This is a genomic window from Ignisphaera cupida, assembly GCF_030186535.1.
Taxonomy (GTDB): Archaea; Thermoproteota; Thermoprotei_A; order Sulfolobales; family Ignisphaeraceae; genus Ignisphaera; species Ignisphaera cupida.
Genome location: NZ_JASNVW010000001.1, coordinates 25,404 through 43,198, shown reverse-complemented (window position 1 = coordinate 43,198; position 17,795 = coordinate 25,404). Strand labels below are relative to the sequence as shown.

The 17,795-nt window shown below is 34.7% G+C and carries 24 protein-coding genes and 5 tRNA genes; 19 read left to right on the top strand and 10 right to left on the bottom strand.

Annotated features, from left to right (window positions below; translation table 11 throughout):
- Positions 1 to 11 precede the first annotated feature (11 nt).
- From QPL79_RS00290 to QPL79_RS00275, 4 genes are all read left to right on the top strand, one after another.
- Positions 12 to 1,187: a DNA topoisomerase IV subunit A gene (locus QPL79_RS00290; RefSeq protein WP_285272791.1), complete on the top strand. Its 1,176-nt coding sequence runs from the start codon at positions 12 to 14 to the stop codon at positions 1,185 to 1,187.
- Positions 1,188 to 1,244: 57 nt separating this feature from the next.
- Positions 1,245 to 1,360: transfer RNA gene (locus QPL79_RS00285), tRNA-Phe, on the top strand.
- A 74-nt stretch (positions 1,361 to 1,434) separates the two neighbouring features.
- A tRNA-Cys gene (locus QPL79_RS00280) sits at positions 1,435 to 1,544 on the top strand.
- Between the two features lie 81 nt (positions 1,545 to 1,625).
- Positions 1,626 to 1,699: transfer RNA gene (locus QPL79_RS00275), tRNA-Val, on the top strand.
- A 69-nt stretch (positions 1,700 to 1,768) separates the two neighbouring features.
- Here QPL79_RS00275 and speD read toward each other — a convergent pair.
- Positions 1,769 to 2,137: an adenosylmethionine decarboxylase gene (speD, locus tag QPL79_RS00270; protein ID WP_285272790.1), complete on the bottom strand. Its 369-nt coding sequence runs from the start codon at positions 2,135 to 2,137 to the stop codon at positions 1,769 to 1,771.
- Positions 2,138 to 2,354: 217 nt separating this feature from the next.
- Here speD and QPL79_RS00265 point away from each other — a divergent pair, with 217 nt between their 5' ends.
- A complete protein-coding gene (locus tag QPL79_RS00265; RefSeq protein ID WP_285272789.1) occupies positions 2,355 to 2,654 on the top strand; it encodes a PolB1-binding protein PBP2 family protein in 300 nt (99 codons plus the stop codon).
- 6 nt (positions 2,655 to 2,660) lie between these two features.
- Here QPL79_RS00265 and QPL79_RS00260 read toward each other — a convergent pair whose 3' ends face one another.
- Both QPL79_RS00260 and QPL79_RS00255 read right to left on the bottom strand, forming a co-directional pair.
- Positions 2,661 to 3,275 (bottom strand): hypothetical protein, encoded by a 615-nt coding sequence (locus QPL79_RS00260; protein ID WP_285272788.1) that lies wholly within the window; start codon positions 3,273 to 3,275, stop codon positions 2,661 to 2,663.
- On the bottom strand, positions 3,272 to 3,769 hold the full coding sequence (locus QPL79_RS00255) for an adenosine-specific kinase (protein ID WP_285272787.1): 498 nt from the start codon (positions 3,767 to 3,769) through the stop codon (positions 3,272 to 3,274). The genes QPL79_RS00260 and QPL79_RS00255 overlap by 4 nt, the downstream gene beginning before the upstream one ends.
- 199 nt (positions 3,770 to 3,968) lie before the next feature.
- On the opposite strand from QPL79_RS00255, the gene QPL79_RS00250 reads away from it, so the two are divergent.
- Genes QPL79_RS00250 through QPL79_RS00240 form a run of 3 tightly spaced genes read left to right on the top strand, consistent with a single transcriptional unit; the run spans position 3,969 to position 4,892 of the window.
- Positions 3,969 to 4,202, top strand: a complete 234-nt coding sequence (locus QPL79_RS00250) for a hypothetical protein (protein ID WP_285272786.1) — start codon at positions 3,969 to 3,971, stop codon at positions 4,200 to 4,202.
- Entirely contained in the window at positions 4,195 to 4,581 is a 387-nt protein-coding gene (locus QPL79_RS00245) for a hypothetical protein (protein ID WP_285272785.1), read from the top strand. The genes QPL79_RS00250 and QPL79_RS00245 overlap by 8 nt, the downstream gene beginning before the upstream one ends.
- On the top strand, positions 4,578 to 4,892 hold the full coding sequence (locus QPL79_RS00240; RefSeq protein ID WP_285272784.1) for a hypothetical protein: 315 nt from the start codon (positions 4,578 to 4,580) through the stop codon (positions 4,890 to 4,892). Before QPL79_RS00245 ends, QPL79_RS00240 begins: the two co-directional genes overlap by 4 nt.
- On the opposite strand, the gene argF is transcribed toward QPL79_RS00240, so the two are convergent.
- Genes argF through QPL79_RS00215 form a run of 5 tightly spaced genes read right to left on the bottom strand, consistent with a single transcriptional unit; the run spans position 4,884 to position 7,699 of the window.
- Positions 4,884 to 5,828 carry an ornithine carbamoyltransferase gene (gene argF / locus QPL79_RS00235; protein ID WP_285273390.1) on the bottom strand — a complete coding sequence of 315 codons (945 nt, stop codon included), beginning with the start codon at positions 5,826 to 5,828 and terminating at the stop codon, positions 4,884 to 4,886. The two genes, QPL79_RS00240 and argF, sit on opposite strands and share 9 nt — an antisense overlap.
- A 16-nt stretch (positions 5,829 to 5,844) precedes the next feature.
- Complete coding sequence (fen, locus tag QPL79_RS00230; RefSeq protein ID WP_285272783.1) at positions 5,845 to 6,900, bottom strand: flap endonuclease-1; 1,056 nt, start codon at positions 6,898 to 6,900, stop codon at positions 5,845 to 5,847.
- Positions 6,901 to 6,943: 43 nt separating this feature from the next.
- The gene (locus tag QPL79_RS00225) at positions 6,944 to 7,174 is read right to left on the bottom strand and encodes a hypothetical protein (protein ID WP_285272782.1); all 231 of its coding nucleotides are present in this window, start codon (positions 7,172 to 7,174) and stop codon (positions 6,944 to 6,946) included.
- An 18-nt stretch (positions 7,175 to 7,192) separates the two neighbouring features.
- The gene (locus QPL79_RS00220; protein ID WP_285272781.1) at positions 7,193 to 7,474 is read right to left on the bottom strand and encodes an elongation factor 1-beta; all 282 of its coding nucleotides are present in this window, start codon (positions 7,472 to 7,474) and stop codon (positions 7,193 to 7,195) included.
- A 15-nt stretch (positions 7,475 to 7,489) separates the two neighbouring features.
- Complete coding sequence (locus QPL79_RS00215) at positions 7,490 to 7,699, bottom strand: zinc finger domain-containing protein (RefSeq protein WP_438839343.1); 210 nt, start codon at positions 7,697 to 7,699, stop codon at positions 7,490 to 7,492.
- 115 nt (positions 7,700 to 7,814) lie between these two features.
- Between QPL79_RS00215 and pth2 the strand changes: the two genes are divergently transcribed.
- Positions 7,815 to 8,177 (top strand): peptidyl-tRNA hydrolase Pth2, encoded by a 363-nt coding sequence (pth2, locus tag QPL79_RS00210; RefSeq protein ID WP_285272780.1) that lies wholly within the window; start codon positions 7,815 to 7,817, stop codon positions 8,175 to 8,177.
- Positions 8,178 to 8,198: 21 nt separating this feature from the next.
- On the top strand, positions 8,199 to 9,413 hold the full coding sequence (truD, locus tag QPL79_RS00205; protein ID WP_285272779.1) for a tRNA pseudouridine(13) synthase TruD: 1,215 nt from the start codon (positions 8,199 to 8,201) through the stop codon (positions 9,411 to 9,413).
- Here the strand turns inward: truD and aspS are convergent.
- Positions 9,410 to 10,717: an aspartate--tRNA(Asn) ligase gene (gene aspS, locus QPL79_RS00200; RefSeq protein ID WP_285272778.1), complete on the bottom strand. Its 1,308-nt coding sequence runs from the start codon at positions 10,715 to 10,717 to the stop codon at positions 9,410 to 9,412. The genes truD and aspS overlap by 4 nt on opposite strands.
- A gap of 340 nt (positions 10,718 to 11,057) precedes the next feature.
- Between aspS and QPL79_RS00195 the strand changes: the two genes are divergently transcribed.
- From QPL79_RS00195 to QPL79_RS00175, 5 genes are all read left to right on the top strand, one after another.
- Positions 11,058 to 11,133: transfer RNA gene (locus QPL79_RS00195), tRNA-Ala, on the top strand.
- 89 nt (positions 11,134 to 11,222) lie between these two features.
- A complete protein-coding gene (locus QPL79_RS00190; protein WP_285272777.1) occupies positions 11,223 to 11,720 on the top strand; it encodes a hypothetical protein in 498 nt (165 codons plus the stop codon).
- Positions 11,721 to 11,779: 59 nt separating this feature from the next.
- Entirely contained in the window at positions 11,780 to 13,075 is a 1,296-nt protein-coding gene (locus QPL79_RS00185) for an HD domain-containing protein (RefSeq protein WP_285272776.1), read from the top strand.
- On the top strand, positions 13,075 to 13,935 hold the full coding sequence (gene dph5 / locus QPL79_RS00180) for a diphthine synthase (protein WP_285272775.1): 861 nt from the start codon (positions 13,075 to 13,077) through the stop codon (positions 13,933 to 13,935). The genes QPL79_RS00185 and dph5 overlap by 1 nt, the downstream gene beginning before the upstream one ends.
- Positions 13,936 to 14,089: 154 nt before the next feature.
- Positions 14,090 to 14,163 (top strand) — tRNA-Thr (locus QPL79_RS00175).
- Positions 14,164 to 14,170: 7 nt separating this feature from the next.
- Here the strand turns inward: QPL79_RS00175 and QPL79_RS00170 are convergent.
- Entirely contained in the window at positions 14,171 to 14,680 is a 510-nt protein-coding gene (locus tag QPL79_RS00170; protein WP_285272774.1) for a transcription elongation factor, read from the bottom strand.
- A 142-nt stretch (positions 14,681 to 14,822) separates the two neighbouring features.
- On the opposite strand from QPL79_RS00170, the gene QPL79_RS00165 reads away from it, so the two are divergent.
- The 4 genes from QPL79_RS00165 to hjc all read left to right on the top strand — a co-directional run bounded on the left by QPL79_RS00165 (position 14,823) and on the right by hjc (position 17,759).
- A complete protein-coding gene (locus tag QPL79_RS00165; RefSeq protein WP_285272773.1) occupies positions 14,823 to 14,990 on the top strand; it encodes a 50S ribosomal protein L40e in 168 nt (55 codons plus the stop codon).
- A 36-nt stretch (positions 14,991 to 15,026) separates the two neighbouring features.
- Positions 15,027 to 15,575 carry a nucleotidyltransferase gene (locus QPL79_RS00160; protein ID WP_285273388.1) on the top strand — a complete coding sequence of 183 codons (549 nt, stop codon included), beginning with the start codon at positions 15,027 to 15,029 and terminating at the stop codon, positions 15,573 to 15,575.
- Positions 15,576 to 15,709: 134 nt separating this feature from the next.
- Positions 15,710 to 17,263, top strand: coding sequence for an ATPase, T2SS/T4P/T4SS family (locus tag QPL79_RS00155; protein ID WP_285272772.1), 1,554 nt, complete (start codon positions 15,710 to 15,712; stop codon positions 17,261 to 17,263).
- A gap of 22 nt (positions 17,264 to 17,285) precedes the next feature.
- The gene (gene hjc, locus QPL79_RS00150) at positions 17,286 to 17,759 is read left to right on the top strand and encodes a Holliday junction resolvase Hjc (RefSeq protein WP_285272771.1); all 474 of its coding nucleotides are present in this window, start codon (positions 17,286 to 17,288) and stop codon (positions 17,757 to 17,759) included.
- The last annotated feature ends 36 nt before the right edge of the window (positions 17,760 to 17,795 follow it).

Sequence of the window (17,795 nt, the reverse complement as noted above, 5' to 3'; positions counted from 1 at the left end):
TGGTGAAATACATGGCTATGGAGCAAACCAAAAAATTCATATCTTCTGTGGATATCAGGGCTAGGATAAAAGCTGCTGAAAAGTTTAATGAAGTTTTTGAGAAAGTTGTCAAAGCTGTTTTGAATTGCGAGGAACCAAGGCTTGTAATACCGAAGAGAACACTGTCAAACACTATATATGATAAGGAAAAGGGGTTGCTTCTCTTAGGTCCAGCAACATTTGAGAGAAGCTTTTTGGATGTTAAAGAAGCTAGAAAGTTTATGCAAACACTTCTAATGGCTAAGATAATATACGATGCTCTTATAAATAATGAGTATCCAACAATAAGAGATTTGTTTTATAGGGGTAAGCATAGCATTAGATATAGAGATCATAAGGGCAGGGTCGAGGAGGAGAATACGTGGGATGAGCAAAAAGAAAGTGATTCTGTTTTGAGGGATATAGAGGTTTTGGTGAATTTGCTTAGAGAGGAAATGCTTATTTTGAGCAAGGAGAAAGGGAAAGTTGTTGGGGATATGAGGATTAGATCAGGTGATGATGTTATTGACTTGAGTAAGATGGGTCATGGAGCATATGCTATAGAGCCAACACCAGATCTAATAGAGTTTATCGATGTTAATGCAGAGTTTGTGCTTGTTGTTGAGAAGGACGCTGTTTTTCAGCAACTGCATAGAGCTGGGTTCTGGAAAAAATATAGAGCAATACTTGTGACAAGCGCTGGGCAACCAGATAGAGCAACAAGAAGATTTGTAAGAAGATTGAATGAGGAGCTAAAGCTGCCGGTATATATATTAACAGATGCTGATCCATATGGATGGTACATATACAGTGTTTTCAAAATTGGCTCAATAACACTATCATATGAAAGCGAAAGACTAGCAACGCCAAAAGCAAAATTCTTAGGAGTAAGCATGACAGACATATTTGGAGATAAAAACAAAAAGCCATACTTATCAGAATCGGAAAGAAGAAACTTTATAATAAAAGCTAAGAAAACAGATATCAAAAGAGCTCAAGAACTGTTAAATTACGAATGGTTCAAAACAGAGAAATGGAGTAAAGAAATAAACATATTTCTACAAAAACAAAGCAAACTAGAAATAGAGGCATTAACTGGAAAAGGACTTCACTTTCTAATGGACACCTACATACCAATGAAAATACAAACACAAGACTTCATAGAATAGAAACACAACTGCAACAAAAATTAAAAACCTGGGAACAAAAATAGAAAATGAAAAATAGCCGCCGTAGCTCAGCTGGGAGAGCGCCCGTGAACACCTGTGCCAGGAAACTTTGGCACAGGTGTTCGGCGAAGCTGAAGACCGGGAGGTCGGGGGTTCAAATCCCCCCGGCGGCATTCTAACTTCAATTTTTAAAATAGCGATAACCTTATTACTCCTAAAGGCAAAAATATATTATGTGCTTTTCAGAGCCGGGGTGGCCGAGAGGTCTAAGGCGTCGGGCTGCAGCGGGCTTTCCGGCTAAGAAACCGCCTGTCGAGACCCGATAATTCCCGGGTTCGAATCCCGGCCCCGGCTCCACTAAACTAAATTCTTTTTTTTTTTAAGAAATTGTTTTGAATTAAAGCTTATAATGCTCACATAAAATCAGAGTTAGTACTGGGGCCCGTCGTCTAGTCTGGTAGGACGCCGCCCTGACGAGGCGGAGGTCCGGGGTTCAAATCCCCGCGGGCCCACTAATCAACATAATAAGAATTTTTGGTTTAAACATATTGCTTTGAAAGAATAGATAAATGTAAGAGAATTTAAATCTCATAGCTTCTATCAATAACTCTCTTTTCAATTCTTTGCGCTTCTAATGATGAAGCTATGTAGTCAAATGCTTTTTCAGGATTTGTATGAGAACCACAGCTATACACATCAACTGTTGCAAAATTGTGTTCAGGCCATGTATGTATGGATATATGACTCTCTAACACTATTCCCACAATACTAACACCATTTCCTATTTTCCAGGACTTGATGTCAAGAAGAGTCATGTTTCCAACTTTTGCAGCATTTCTCACTAGATTTATAAGGTATAGCATATTCCCTAGCTTCTCTGGATTGCAATTATACAAATTTCCTACTACATGCTTACCATATACTAGCACTGTTCTCATTGCTGCACTCATTTCGACTCACCAAGAGCTACATATCAAATCTATTTATAAACTTTTCTATCAATAATTAATTGAGGACCCTTAAAAACCCTATTTAAACTGTTTAGCGAGTTACTTAATTTTTATTGTACCCCCTATAAAAATATGTGCTATGTGTTTGTTAATTGTAAAAATAGTTTATAATGCTTAAAACAATGATAAATAGAAGTTGTTAAAACTGGTTAGCAACATGGAGAGCAAGATTTTGTCAAATCTTTTGCAATATATCAAAGATGATGATTTGAAGAAAAAAATATTGTCACTTTCTTCTGATGAGGTAAAGGTTTTAGAATACTTTATACAAAATATTTCAGTTGGTTCATTAATAGCTTTAAGAGAATTGAGATTCATGTACAAAGTTAGTGATCCAAAATTTGTGATAAGAAAACTTGTGGAAAAAGGTTTGCTTGAACAAGGATATGGATGCTACTCTTTATCAAAAACTTTGAGAGAAGTTCTCTACAATATAATTGTTTCAAGCAGGAAGTAGTAGCTATTATTGTTTCTTCTTTTTCTTTTTAGTTTTTCTCTTTCTGGACTTTCTTTTCTTTTTCTTTTTGGAAACTGATTTCTTTTTCTCTAAAGGTAGCTTAATCAAATTGTTTACTGAAATCCTCTCTACACCTGTATCAGTAACTATAATGAAATTACTTAAGCTATTATGTATTTTTATTGGATTGAAAAACACATAAATGCTGTCATTAGAAAACTCGAGAATATTTGTAGAGTCTTGACTTATAGTTTCCTTAACTGTTACCTCTCCACTATCTAAATTCTGTAATACTATAATTTTCATTAACCTTGCCATATATGGTATTGGTATAATCAAGTAATTAGAATCTATTTCTGGTTCCTTAAAAAATAGAGTTGAGTAATTCTTGCCATGATAATTTATCGATGCCTTTATAACGCCTCCACGAAAATCTTTTTCAAGAATTGAAAGAATCCAAGAATGAAATAAATCATCATTTTCTATAAACTTATTAGCAGTATCCTCTTCTACCTGCTCCGTTGACTCACCACATTTTTTTAGAACATGTAAAATAAACATTGATGTTTCAAGTGGTTGGAAACAATACTTCTCAATAATTACTGTGCTTTGTGTACTCATTTCTTGTAACCTATTTTTCTAAGAAACTCATATCTTTCACGTTTTTCATTAGTGTCTTCAACACCTAGTGGTGTATAGCCATCAACTACACCAATAACTCCTCTTCCCTGATTTGTTTCCACTACTATTATCTGCAATGGGTTTGCAGTAGCAGCATATATTTTGACAACCTCTTGAACATTCTTCAAAGCATTCAACACATTAATGGGCCAAGCATTTCTTATATACAAAACAAATACATGACCTGCACCAATTTTTAAAGCAACATCAATAGCAAGTTTAACAAGCTCCTCATCATTTCCATCATATCTTACAAGCCTTTTTCCACTAGCCTCATTAAAAGCTATCCCAAATTTTATATTGGGTACAGAAGTTACCAAAGCTTCATATAAATCCTCTACAGTTTTTATAAAATGGCTTTGCCCCACAATAACATTAGCACCATGTGGAATTGGAACATCTATAACCTCAAACTTTTTAATAGCAGATGACATAGAGTTTTCACACAAGATATTATGAATAGAGTTGTCTGATAAAGTTTACGTTTATCCCCAACAAATTTGTTTATGTTTGAAATTGCAAAACAAACATCCTTAACTATTGAAAGCAAAAGAAGAAAATTTTATAAATATTTATTCTTGCCATAAAAGGTGAGGCTTTAAGTTACAAGACTATGATTTGGTGCTTAATCAGATGTATGCAAGAATATGTTTTTCAACATCTAAACAAGTTGTGAAAATTGATTTATATAATTATGAAGGAGCTTGTATTGATAGCAGTGCCTATGAAAATGTAAAGCTTGTAGAGATAAGTGGTGTTACAAGAATAGACATAAGTTCTATGGGTATGGGGAAAGACATTATATGTATATTTGCTGAGAATGTGAATAAATGGAAAATGCTTGGAGGTGTTTTAAAAGTTGAGTAGAATATCGTTTAGAATTGAGAATACTAGAAGCAATAGTGGTAAGCATCGAAGAATTGCAAAAGCTTTTATTGTTAACGAGAATGGGGAAGTGCTACCAATAAAGATTTCTAGTTCTTGGAGTTGCAAAGGAGTATATTCAAGGGGTGAAAGCAGGTGTGTTCATATTGATGTAGAAGATAATTTGTTTGTTGTATTAATTGAGTTAACAATAAACTGGCGAAAACATGTGAAGGGGTATATCAATGTAAAGAATAGCGATGGCCTAGACTTGCTAAAGGTTAAATACATTAGAGGTAGACTAAGATATGTTTCTGGAGATAGAGAGGCTGTGCATTTAATTAAGAATATTTTAAAGTATGTTGAGGCTGAGCTTAAATGAGTGAATCTGAGTTAATTAGATCTATTGAAAAAATGATTAGGCAATATGGTTTCGTAATAACTTCAATTGATTACGGCAATAAAATATGGGATTATCTGAGAAATGCTAATCTAGCTCATCTCTTTCGCATTAATAAAGCAGGAAACTTCATTATTTTAGAGCCTAATGTTTTGCTTTGTGAACATGAATGCAACGCTCAGTGCCATAACCATAATGGTTATAGAGATAATGAGTGTTTTTCTGAATGTGTTTACACATGTAGAGAAAACAGATTTGAGGTTTTGTTATCAAGAATTGGTGTTTTACCCTAGAATTGATGCGAAAACAGCTTTTGAGGTATGTAATCTATTTTCTGCTTGTTGCCACACAACAGAATTTGGAGACTCTATAACATCCTCTGTAACCTCCTCGTTTCTATGTGCAGGAAGACAATGCATAAATATGTAATCTTTTTTTGCATACGATACAAGCTGTTTATTTACTTGATAAGGTCTTAAATCTTTTACACGTTTGTCTCTCTCACTTTCTTGTCCCATGCTAATCCATACATCAGTATAGATCACATCAGCATTGCTAACAGCCTCTATGGGATCTCTAACTATAGCTACATACCCTCCAGACTCATTTGCATAATCTCTAGCTAAATTGTATAGTCTTGGCTCAGGTTCATAGCCTTGTGGTGTTGCTATAAATATTGTTCCTCCAAGCATTGCTACTGCAAGCATTAAGCTATGTGCAACATTGTCTCTACCATCACCAACAAACACAATTTTTACATTCTTTAAATTCTTCTTAAATTCTAAAATGGTCATGACATCTGCTAGTGCTTGAAGCGGATGTTCAACATCACTTAAAGCGTTTATAACAGGAATCTTAGCATAATCTGCTAATTCCATAAGAGATTTGTGGCTATAAACTCTAGCTGCTATACCGTCAACATATCTTTCCAAAACTCTTGCAGTATCCTTTACAGGCTCACCTCTAGCTAGTTGAAGCTCCTGTGAAGAGAGATAGAGGGAATGGCCACCAAGTTGATGTATAGCAACCTGCAAACTTACCCTTGTTCTTGTGCTATGCTTTTCAAATATCAATGCAACAACTTTGCCATTTAACACATTTAAATATCTAACACCATTATAGTAAAGCTCTTTAAGCTTAAAGCTTAGCTCAATTAATGATTTTAACTCATCTCTAGATAGATCTGCAATAGACAATAAATCTCTGTTACGCAAGCTGTTGATAAACATTTTACTCATCACCATGTTATTTCTTGAACCAGAGATCTAAACTTGTAGTGCTCGATTTTATAAACTCTCTATACCCTTTCTCAAGTCTTTTAATAGCATTCTCAACTCTGTCCATAGAAAAATCATGCTCTTTAACCAAAATTTGAATAATTTTATTTTTGTCAGGCTCTCTCCACTCAATATCAACATTTTCATTTACAGGAGGATTGAGGAAATAGCTTCGTATTTTCAGTGGGTCTTCAGGGAACTTGGCTTGGGGTAAAAACTTTAATGCTTTTTCTAAAGAGCCATGCATTTTAATTATTTGTAAAGCTGTTTTGGGCCCTATTCCCTCAACCCCATCTGGGTTATAATCTGTTCCTATTAATATTGCAATATCTATTAGCTGTTCTCTTGTTATCCCCAACGCTTTTAGTAATGTATTTAGCTCTATTATCTCTGGTTTTATCTCAACATAAACTTCTCTACCTGGCAGTTTTCTTCTTCCAGTTATAGTAAGATTTCTAACTAGTCTTGGAGATCCAAAGAGAAGAGAATCATAGTCTTGGCTTGCAGTAGCCCAGCTTAAACCCTTCTTGGCTAGATACGCAGCTTGTGCTTCTCCCTCTTCAGATGCTTGAACATATGGCATTCCCATAGCCTCTAGAAGATCTTTTGCATCTTTAACCATAGGACTTTCAAGATTAATTGCCTGTACAACATACTTTGCAGCCTCCTCTATAGCCCCCTCCTCATATGCTTTTTCAGCCAACTTCTGTGCTTTCTCTTTCCTTACTTTTCTTCTTTCCAACTCAATTCTTTTAATTTCAGGTGGTTTTCCATCAAATACATAAACAGGTTTTATACCATTTTCAACAAGATTTATAGTTCTATAGAAAAGTCCACTTAAATGACTTGTTACTCTAGATTTTGAATCCATTAAAGGTGTTCCATCTGGTTGTCTAATGGCAGCTAGAAACTGGTATAAAGCATTATAAGCATCAAATGCTACAATTTTTCGAGCTAATTGCCTCAAATCACTTACTTCAGTTTTGCAGTTAGGTGGAATTAAATCCTTTAAATTAACACCCATACATTATTTCCAAAAAATTTTTGCTGTAGAAGATTAAAACTTGTTATGCTACTATCTTTTTTGCTGCTTGTTTTGGTATTACTACTAAACCATCTTTTTGTCTTCTAACTTCTATAAAACCTTCTATCTCTAGATACATTACAAGATTTAGCAGCTCATTATATGAAATTTCAGCTTCCTTCTTTAAATACTCCAGCAGCTCCTTATCTTCAGCTTTACCATTTTCTTTTATATAATCCAGTATTTTTTGTTGTATTCTTCTTTTTATAAACATTTACAGAAACTCCCCATTTTATGCACCTATTCTAGTAATGTATACTACCTCAACATTGTCTATATCATCAACACTTTTTATGAGTTCTTCGAGATTCTCTGTTCCACCCTCAATATCTTCAGGCATTATAAAATAGAGATCAAGTGCCTTATATCCAAAGGCTATATCCACTGATTCCCATTTCGCTAATTCATATGCACTTCCCTTAATTTTCATACGTATTTTATCAAGCAATGCTGTAAAATCATTCATTACCTCTTTTGGAAAAGCTCTCACAACAACTATAACATTACCAGCCATATGCAATCCCACCATTTAAGGTCCTTCAAATCCACAATTTGGACACTTGTATGGAACTCCCATGGTTCTACATTTATAGCATCGCCATATAGTTACAGCACCACAATTTGGACATCTAAAACTAACAGCTTTTTCATCTGGTGCAATAGGCTTTTTACAACTTGAGCATATTCTTGCACCAGCTATTTCATAAAGCACAATTTTTGTAACAGCAATTGCCAGCACTATTCACCTTGTCTTAATTAAAATTTGCTGTGAATATCTCCTAAACACACAGATTTAAAAGCCTATTAATTCTTTGCAATTAAACAGTATAGCTGCAACAAATGTGGATATCAAAATGATTGAAGTGAAACAAGTAATTGTGGTTAGAACAGATATTAAAATGGGGAAAGGTAAGTTAGCAACACAAGTTGCTCATGCAGCTGTTGAAGCTGTTTTTCAATGTCTTGAGAAAAAAACTTGTGTTGATATGCTTAATGTGTGGAGGAGACAGGGACAGAAAAAGATAGTAGTTAAAGTCAAAAGTCTTGAAGAATTACTACAGATAAAGAAAATGGCTGAGGAAATGGGAATAAACACTGTTATCATAGCTGATGCAGGATTAACACAACTAGAACCAGGAACAATTACAGCACTAGGTCTTGGACCAGCTCCTGCAGAGCTTATAGATAAAATAACTGGGAATTTGCCACTTCTATAACAATATGCTGAAGGTTCTTCTATGAGTTTTTCATCGAAATACATGCTCGACATATTACTTGGTCTTCATGTATATACATATCCATCGCAAAATAATTGTTTTAATAGTGAATGTGTAGAAATTAGAAGACCCGAGGGATTTGTGGTAACAGAGTATGTTAACTCCATTAATTTGAGAGAACTATTTTATGAACTACAGAAAGAAGGAAGGGTTGCACAATTTAGTAGAGATGATTACAACAACTACTGTGCTTATGTTGTTAAGAAGAGAAACATTGACTCTTTCTCGCTAGGACAAATTCTAAGGAAAAGTTTTAGATGTAAAGACTTTGACTTACTTGGATTAAAAGATGCTCATGCAATAGCATACCAAGTAGTGTTGTTACGTGGATGTAGAGATCCTAGGCCTAGTTTTAAAGTAGTTTATGAGGATGCCAGCTTCGAAGCATATGCATGGTTTTGTGATAAGATTAAGCCTGTTTTAATGCATGACATGAATGAATTCAATATTATACTTTCGATAAAGTCGAGTAGCTTTCTGGAGGAGTTTTCAAGGACAATAAACTTGCTTAGGGAACATAACAATCAATTTCTTAATTTCTTCGGGTATCAAAGATTTGGTAGCAGAAAACCTGTTACACACATTTTAGGTAAGGCTTTAATTAATGAAGACTTTGAAAAATTTTTTAATGTGTTGTGCATAAACTTTGGAAAATCACCAAAGGGATTTGTTGAAAGCTTAGAGAAATTGATATGCAGTTTAGAGTTGCATGACATCGAGAAAAAGCTTGGTCAATTGCTAAAACATGTGTTATATGGCAAAATTATAAGGTTGTTTACTCATGCTTATCAGGCTTATCTATTCAATAGAATTTTATCATCAATATGGCTTAGCATTGTAGAGACAAAGAATATTAAAGATGCTTTTCATGTTTTAAAAAAGGAATATAGATATGTGCCCCTGCCAGGATATAACACACAAGTTAATGAAAATATTAGAAGGTTTTTAGATGAGGTTATGGAGATAGAGGGTATCACACTAGAAAAGTTTTGTTTGAGAAAGCTGAACCAGCTATGTTTTTCAGGTGATTACAGAGACTCTATCGCTTTAGCTACAAACCTTAACTATAGATACAATAAAAATGAACTTATACTCACATTTAATCTTTCACCAGGCTCCTATGCAACAATATTATTAAGGGAGATAATTCGTTGCAATCCAATGTTATATACCTAGGGAATAAGCCTTTTCTTATCTCTTGGGAATAATGTTACCTCTTTGACACTGCTTCTTCCAGTAAGCATTAAAAGCAGCCTAGAGTATCCCATGCCCCAGCCAGCATGCGGAGGCATTCCATAGTCAAACCATTTTAGGAAGAAGCTAAAGCTTTCAACATTTAATCCACGCTCTTTCAATGCCTCTATTAACAGTTCTTTTTGATGAATTCTTGAGCTACCAGAAGCAAGTTCTAGGTGTTTCCACACTAAGTCAAAGCTTTCACTATAGGTAGGATCATCATCTTTTGGTTTTGTATAAAAAGCTCTGATTTTCGTTGGAAACTCTGTAACAAAGTATAGAGGAGATTCGATGACTTCACTCAAAATTCTTAGATGCGTTGTTGACAAGTCTTCACCAGGTTCTATCGCTACACCCCTGTCTCTAAGCATTTTCACAGCATCAATATATTTTATTCTTGGTAAAGGCAAGGAAACATCAGGTGGTATATAGTTTAATACCTTGAGCTCATATTCATTTTCTTGCTTAACAGCTTTTACAACTTCATATATAACCTTTTCAAGAATTTTCATAACATCCTCATAATTCATAAACGCTGCTTCAATATCTATACTAATAAACTCAGCTAAATGATATGGAGTATCACTTTCCTCAGCTCTCCAAGCAGGTGCTATTTCAAATACTCTCTCAAGTGATGCTGCCAACAACTCCTTATAAAGCTGAGGACTTTGGGCAAGAAAAGCCTCTTTACCAAAATATATCACTGGAAACAGGCTTGCCCCACCCTCAGTTGCAGAGGCTATTATTTTTGGTGTGAAAACCTCAACAAATCCAAGACTTCGCAACACCTCTCTAATGGTCTTCAAAACTGTGTCACCTATTTTAACAATAGCTCTCATCTCAGTTCTTCTCAAATCTAAAACCCTTTCCCTAAGTCTTGTATCAATGTCTGCAGGAACCTTACCACTGATATCCAAAGGTAGTGGCTTTTTTGCAACACTAAGTAACTTGATTTCATGAGGCACTATTTCAACTCCTCTTGGTGCTCTTGGATCCTCTTTAACAACACCCCTTATCTGCACAACAGATTCAAAGGTTAGCTCCTCAACAACACTAAGTAAATTCTTTGATGCAGCATCTTTTGATATAGTAACCTGCACAACACCACTAGAATCTCTAATAACTATGAATTTTTTCCCACCAAGATCCCTTATCTGATGAACCCATCCAGCAATTACCACTTCCTTTCCTCTAAACTCTTTTGTAATTTCACCACACATAACATTTTTGTATCTTGTCTCCATAGTCTAGCTACCCAAATCTATAGACAATCAGCATAGATTATAATACTTCCTAAAATATTTTTATAAGTTCTAAGCTCTTGGCAAGAACTTTTCCTAGAACATAGAAAAACTAAACAATCATGCTTTAAACTGAACTCTTTGCAACATAGATTTTGTTTCTGATAACACAAAGCTTATAAAGCAATCAATAGGATTACTATGACAAGCAACACAAAATAGATGATGATAAACGCAGGCCTAATAGAAAGAGATGATGCGACCCCTTTGGCTGATCATTCTCTACATGCACATTATACGCTTTTTAACCAGCGTTTATATAATTAAAAACTGTTGTGTACATGGGCCGGTAGCTCAGCTGGAAGAGCGCTCGGTTGGCATCCGAGAGGTCCCGGGTTCAAATCCCGGCCGGTCCACCAATTTTCATAGCTCACATGTTTTGTTTCGGTTATCCCTCCGTGCATATATTATTTTCATAACTTAGATGTAGTAAGTGAAGGTTTATTTTATGAATGGTAATAAAAAGAGAATTGCGGTATTAATTGCCAAGATTATTAAGGATTTTGATGTTGTAAAAAATTTCTCTGAAGATTCAATGGAATTCAAAATTGTAGTTCAAAAACTAGGTTATTTAATTCAAAAAGTTGGGGGGCTAGACTATGGATTTAAGTTTGAATGGTTGTCAAGAGGCCCTTATTCAAAGGGTCTTCAAAATTACTATCACCACGTATTTCAGCATCTAGGTGATGTGCAAGATATTGAGCTAGATGAATCAGAGGATATAGCAATTCGAAAAGTTGAAAACATGTTGCTAGATGCAAAACATGAGATTGGTCAATTAGATCATCGTGTTTTAGAGCTTGTGGCAAGTCTGATTATGCTTTGTACTGATGTTTATCCAGCTCCAGATAATGTTGTTGATGAGTTTTCGAGAAAAAAGAATGTTTCTATGGATATTGTTGAAAGGTTATTAAACATTGTTAAGAGATATGGATTTTGCATATAGATTTACTTAGCTGTTTACCAAAAACAGTTTTTCGATTGTAAAGTGCCTTGGTGTAAAATGTGCATAGGTATAGAAGTAAATCAGTAAGTGGCTTTAGTGTGAAGAAGATTTATGATGAGGTTCATGGATATATAGACTTAAGCGATGTTGAAATTAAAATTGTTGACACTCCCTACTTTCAACGACTTAGATTCATAAAGCAATTGGCAGTAGCATGGTATGTTTATCCAGGAGCTACTCATACGCGTTTTAGTCATAGCCTTGGCACCACACATCTCATGGGATTAGTCGCAGAAAAACTTGCTGAACTAGGTTATATACATTCTTTTGAAGATGTACAAATTTTGAGATTAGCAGCTCTTCTTCATGATATAGGTCATACACCGTTTAGCCATGCTATTGAGCCTTTCTACAAAGATTTGCTTGGCATAGGACATGAGGAAATCACTAGAATGATTATACTAGAAAGTGAGATTAGGGATATTCTAAACTATTTTGGCTATGATCCTAAAACCATAACAGCAATAATAGAAGGAAGATATAAAGAGCCTTTATACAATCAACTACTTTCCAGCGATATTGATGTCGATAGAATGGATTATTTAATAAGAGATGCTACACATACTGGTGTAACATATGGAATGATAGATTTACAGAGAATAATATCTACACTTGTTGTTGATGGTGATGGAAATATTGCTATACTTGATAAAGGTATTGATGCTCTTGAAAATTTCTACTTAGCTAGAATGCACATGTATAAAACAGTGTACTATCACAAAACAGTAGTTGGTTATGAAACACTGCTTAGAAGTATATATGAAGTTTTGTATAGATATAGCAATGACACTCTATTGCCAAAAAGTGAAGATGATTTAAAAAGGCTTGTAGAAAGTGGTGATATTGTTCTATGGCACGACGATTGGCTAACAGGACTAATAACAAGATTATATAAAGCCTCTTCAACACCTCAAGAAGTAAAAGAGTTGATTAGAGCATTTCTATTTAGAAGAGGATACAAGGTTGTGTTAGAAGAATCAAAATTTAGTAATACTGCACTTGATCTAGAAAATGATGAAGGTATTAAAAAACTTAGGAACATAATGAATGAAATAGAAAGATATGTAAGACCATATGAAATAGCGATGTTTGTTGATGATATAAGAATCATTGAAGTAGATCCTCATACTGCTCCAAGGGTTATTCTAGGCAATAAGCAATCTATACCAGTTTTCCAAATCGAGAATAGTATAATTCCAAAGCTTCCAAGAAAATACCATGTTAAGCGATTGTATGCTCTTTTCAATGTTTGGGACAAGGTCATGAAATTAATTAGGGAAAAGGGTTTGGGTTAATGCTAAGACTTATTGGTTTGGGTCTATCAATAGATTCCATACCATTGGGCAATTTGAAAAAATTACTTTTACTATGCGACAAAATCTTTGTAGATGCATATACAAGTGTATGGTTTCCTGATATAAACATTCTTGTAAAAACATTGTTAAATATGAAGAAAGATGTGATTATTGCTAAAAGATACATGTTAGAGGGTTCTGCCATAGAGAATGTGGTAAACGAGGCAATGAAAAAGGATGTATGTATTGCTGTTGTTGGAGATCCATTAATTGCAACTACACATAGTATCATAATTGTTGAAGCATTGAAAAAAGGTGTTGAAGTTGACGTCTCGCCTGCAACATCGATATTCAATACAGCTATCTCAATATCATGTCTACAGATCTATAGATTTGGCAAAGTAGCTACCATTGTAAGTAGCAAAAATGGTGTAGTATACGAATATCCATTCACTGTTTTAAAAATGAATCGTGAACAAAACTTGCACACACTTTTTCTGTTAGAAATAGATGTGGAGAAAAAATATTATATGAAACCGAATGAAGGTATAGAATTGATAATGAATATACAGAAAGGACTTGGGGAAAAGGTTCTAGCAAATGAAGATATTGTGATAGTAATAGCAGATGCGTTTAGCCGTAAACAAAAGGTTTTTGTATTAAGTGTAGAAGAAGCTATGAAAAAAACATTTAACGAAAACACGCTATACACACTAATAATACCTGCAAAGAAGCTTCACCCAGTTGAGGAAGAATGTATAAATCTAATTAGAGACAAAAACCTGTACCATTCAGTTACATATGAAAAGGATTTAATAAATAGTGCTGAAAGCCTGATACATCAAAACAATTCTCTGTAGCAGAAGAAACTAACTCTCCTTTTGCGTTATAGCAAAAAGAGGTAAGCTATGGATGCTGAAATGCAGCAATTCATTTCAACTCTGTGTTCAGTAATTGGTTGAACAAAAACACTTATATACTATAAGTTACTAAGACCCATTATGCGAAGAAAAAGCCGCGGTAGCTCAGCCTGGTAGAGCGCCGCCCTGGTAAGGCGGAGGTCCCGGGTTCAAATCCCGGCCGCGGCTTTAACCTTCAATATATTTTGATTCTGTAATTCTCATGAAATATTGTTGAAAGAAGCTGTTCCAACTCTTTAACTTCAACAGGTAAAAACCTTGCATCATATCTAGAGATTCTGATTATGTGTTGCACATCGCCATCTGGAGTCCACACACTATTAACTCCATGGATTCTTGCAGGTGCTATTATTTGTGCTATTAATGTTTTTGGATCGGACTTTCTTATTACACGAACCCTCAGTCCTATTTTTTCACTTAAAGTTTTTCCAAGTCTTATTAACATTGATTGAGGAATTGAGTCATCAACATCTAATATTGTTACAATAATTGAATTTGTTTCATAGCTTTTCACATATGTAACATCTTTAAGGAATCTATAATTCGGGTCTTGTTCTTCTAACTCAAGTAACTGTTTCATTATCTCCACTTCACGTAATGTGTAAGTACCGCTATCTACGAGTTTTCTGCAGCGAGGACATAAAACACCACTTTTAACACATATTGTGTCGAGGGGTATTTTCATTGTTATACCACTCAGCACAATAATGTATCTCTTCTAAAATGTTTACTCCTATGTAATGTGCTGTACGTTTAGCTTATAAATTTAAAACGTTTTAGAGCTTATATGAAGCATGTTTATAAGGTAAAGTATGTGGTGCATTTAAATGCCTGTATCAGATCCAGAGTTGATGAAGATCGTAGAAGCGAGGATTTTAAATAAGAAAGTATGTCGCAGATGTGGAGCCTTGAATCCGCCAACTGCTACGAGATGTAGGAGATGTAGAAGTACAAATCTCAGATTTAAGAAGAAACAAGTGGCTATGAAGAAATAGAGTTGGGGATGATATACGCAATATACATTAAAACACATAGTCAGAGCTCTTAAAGAGCTTTCCAATGAAGGCATTGAAGGAATAATAATAGGAGATACATGCTTAAATATGGAAATGGGAAATAAGACTTTTGAAGGAGATATAGATCTTTTTGTAACTTCCACAAGTCCGTTACTAGAAGCTAATAAGATAAATGAGATAGCTAGGGAAAAAGGCTGGAGTATAGGGGTAACAACACTGGGAACACCATCAATAACAATGACTGTAAATGATGAAGAAGTAGTTGTAGAGTTATTTGAAAATATCATGGATTTTTACATACCACAAGAACTAATAGAATTATGCAAACAGGAATATGAAATAAGTGGAGAAAAAATTTCCTGTATATCAAAAGAGTGTTGGATGGTATTAAAAGCAAGAAGAGGTTCAAATCAGGATTTAGCAAAATTATCTATGGTAATAGAACTTGCAAAAAAGAATGATATAAAAATTGATAAAAACAAACTAAGAAATGCTATTGAGCTATTTCAGGATGAATCATTGCATATATACGAAAGATTGAAGAACCTTGGATTAAGGTTTTAGCTAGTTCATCAATACAAGCATTGGTAATAAAGACTTTCTTATTCTTAAACTGTGTAATCAACTTTTAAGCCTCTCTAAGAGAATTTATAGCAACGTGTCAATAATTATTATGGGATTATACGTGGTTTGATGAAATGGTTAAAATAGCTTTTGAAGATGTTTACATTCCTGATATTTCAGCACTAACTACAAGAAGCTTATCTGACATGATAAAAAAGGGTTTGATTAGAGGAAAGATTGTAATACCTAAGGAGCTTGTAAGATATTTTGAGTTCATGGCTAGAGGTGGCAGTGCTGTTGGATATATCGGTTTACAGGAGTTATCTGAACTAAGAAATTATAGTGTAGAGGAAACAGGGGTTTCAATAGAAATTGTTGAAGGTGGAGTTAGAGAGACAGAGGAGCTTAACCAAGATATGCTCAATAGCATTGTAAAGGATTTGGCTAGAAGACTAGGCGGTAAAGTAGTTACAAGTGATCCTCTGCAAAAAGCTGTTTGCAAGGCTATGGGCATAGACGTATTGTTTGTTGAGAATGTAGAGGGAGCTGGACTCTGGTTTGAAAAATATGTTGATGAAGAGACTTTGAGTTTGCACATAAAGGAGGGAGCGCCTATCATGGCTAAAAAGGGGAAGCCAGGTGAATGGAGACTTGTTTATGTTACCGATAAGCCTATGGCTAAAGCTGAAATAGAAATGCTTATTGAGGAAGTGGTTAGAAGGGCTAGAAATGGGGAAGGCGTTATTGAAATTGAGAGACAAGGTTTAATGATTGTACAGTTAAAAGATTATAGAATAGTGATTGTAACTCCTCCAATTTCATTAGCATATGAAATGACTATTACAAAGCCTATTGCAAGACTAAGGCTAGAAGACTATAACTTGCCAGACAAACTAGTGAGGAGATTGAATGAAAAAGCAGAGGGAATATTGATTGCAGGAGCACCTGGCATGGGAAAAACAACATTTGCTCAAGCACTAGCAGAGTACTATGCAAGAATGGGTAAAATTGTTAAAACAATTGAGTCTCCTAGAGACATGAGACTTCCTCAAACAGTTGCACAATACTCAAAACATTATGCCTCATCAAAAGATCTTCACGATCTTCTTTTGCTAAGCCGTCCTGACTATACAGTTTTTGATGAAATGAGGGATGATGAGGACTTCATGATATACACTGATTTGCGTTTAGCTGGAATAGGTATGATAGGAGTTGTTCACGCAACATCACCTATAGACGCTATCCAAAGATTTATTAGACGTGTCGATATAGGTATGATACCAAGTATAATAGATACCGTGATATTCATAGATAAGGGTCGTGTGTCAAAGGTATATGAACTCACACTTACAGTTCGTTTACCTACAGGTTTAAGAGAAGCAGACTTGGCAAGACCTGTTGTTGAAGTAAGAGATTTTTTAACAAACGAATTAGAGTATGAGATATATGTGTTTGGTGAACAAACCGTTGTTGTACCTGTTAAGAAGATACGTAGCGAAATTGCTGCTGATAATGCTGCAAATATTGTGAAAAAGCTCATGCCCTATGCCAATGTTGATGTAACTGGTAAAACTGTTGTTATATCCATACCACGATCTTTCTATAATTCTAACACCTTAAAAATATTGAGAAAAATTAGGAAAAGACTAGATAAAATTGGATTTGACGTAGACCTGAAACTCTCTTAAACACTGTTTTTGGAGTTATACTATGTCAAATAATAATGTGAAAAAGATTAGAAGTAGCGGTACTAGTGCTGAACGTGAACTTGTTAAAAAGCTTTGGAAAATGGGTTTTGCAGTTATAAGAGGTCCTGCTAGTGGAGCGAAGATAAAAAGAGGAATATACCCTGATGTTGTTGCTATTAAAGATTCAAAGATATTTGTTTTTGAGGTAAAGAGACGTAAAGAACCAAAAACTGTTTACATAGAAATGAGTCAAATCCTAAAAACAATTGAGTTTGCTAAAAGAGCTGGTGGTGAAGCATTATTAGCAATAAAAATAGATTCTTTGAAGAGCTGGAAAGTCATCGAATTAACACAGTTTTTGTCAGCAAGTATGAACAGTGGTAAGAGAATAAAGATAAGTAGGGATGTTATAGACAATGCTGAAGAGCTTTTCACTTACATCTCAAAAAAACTTTCTATAGGATTAGACAAGTTCATAAGTCAAAGCAATGCTTGAGAATAGCTTATAAATCCTACACAATATAGAAATGAC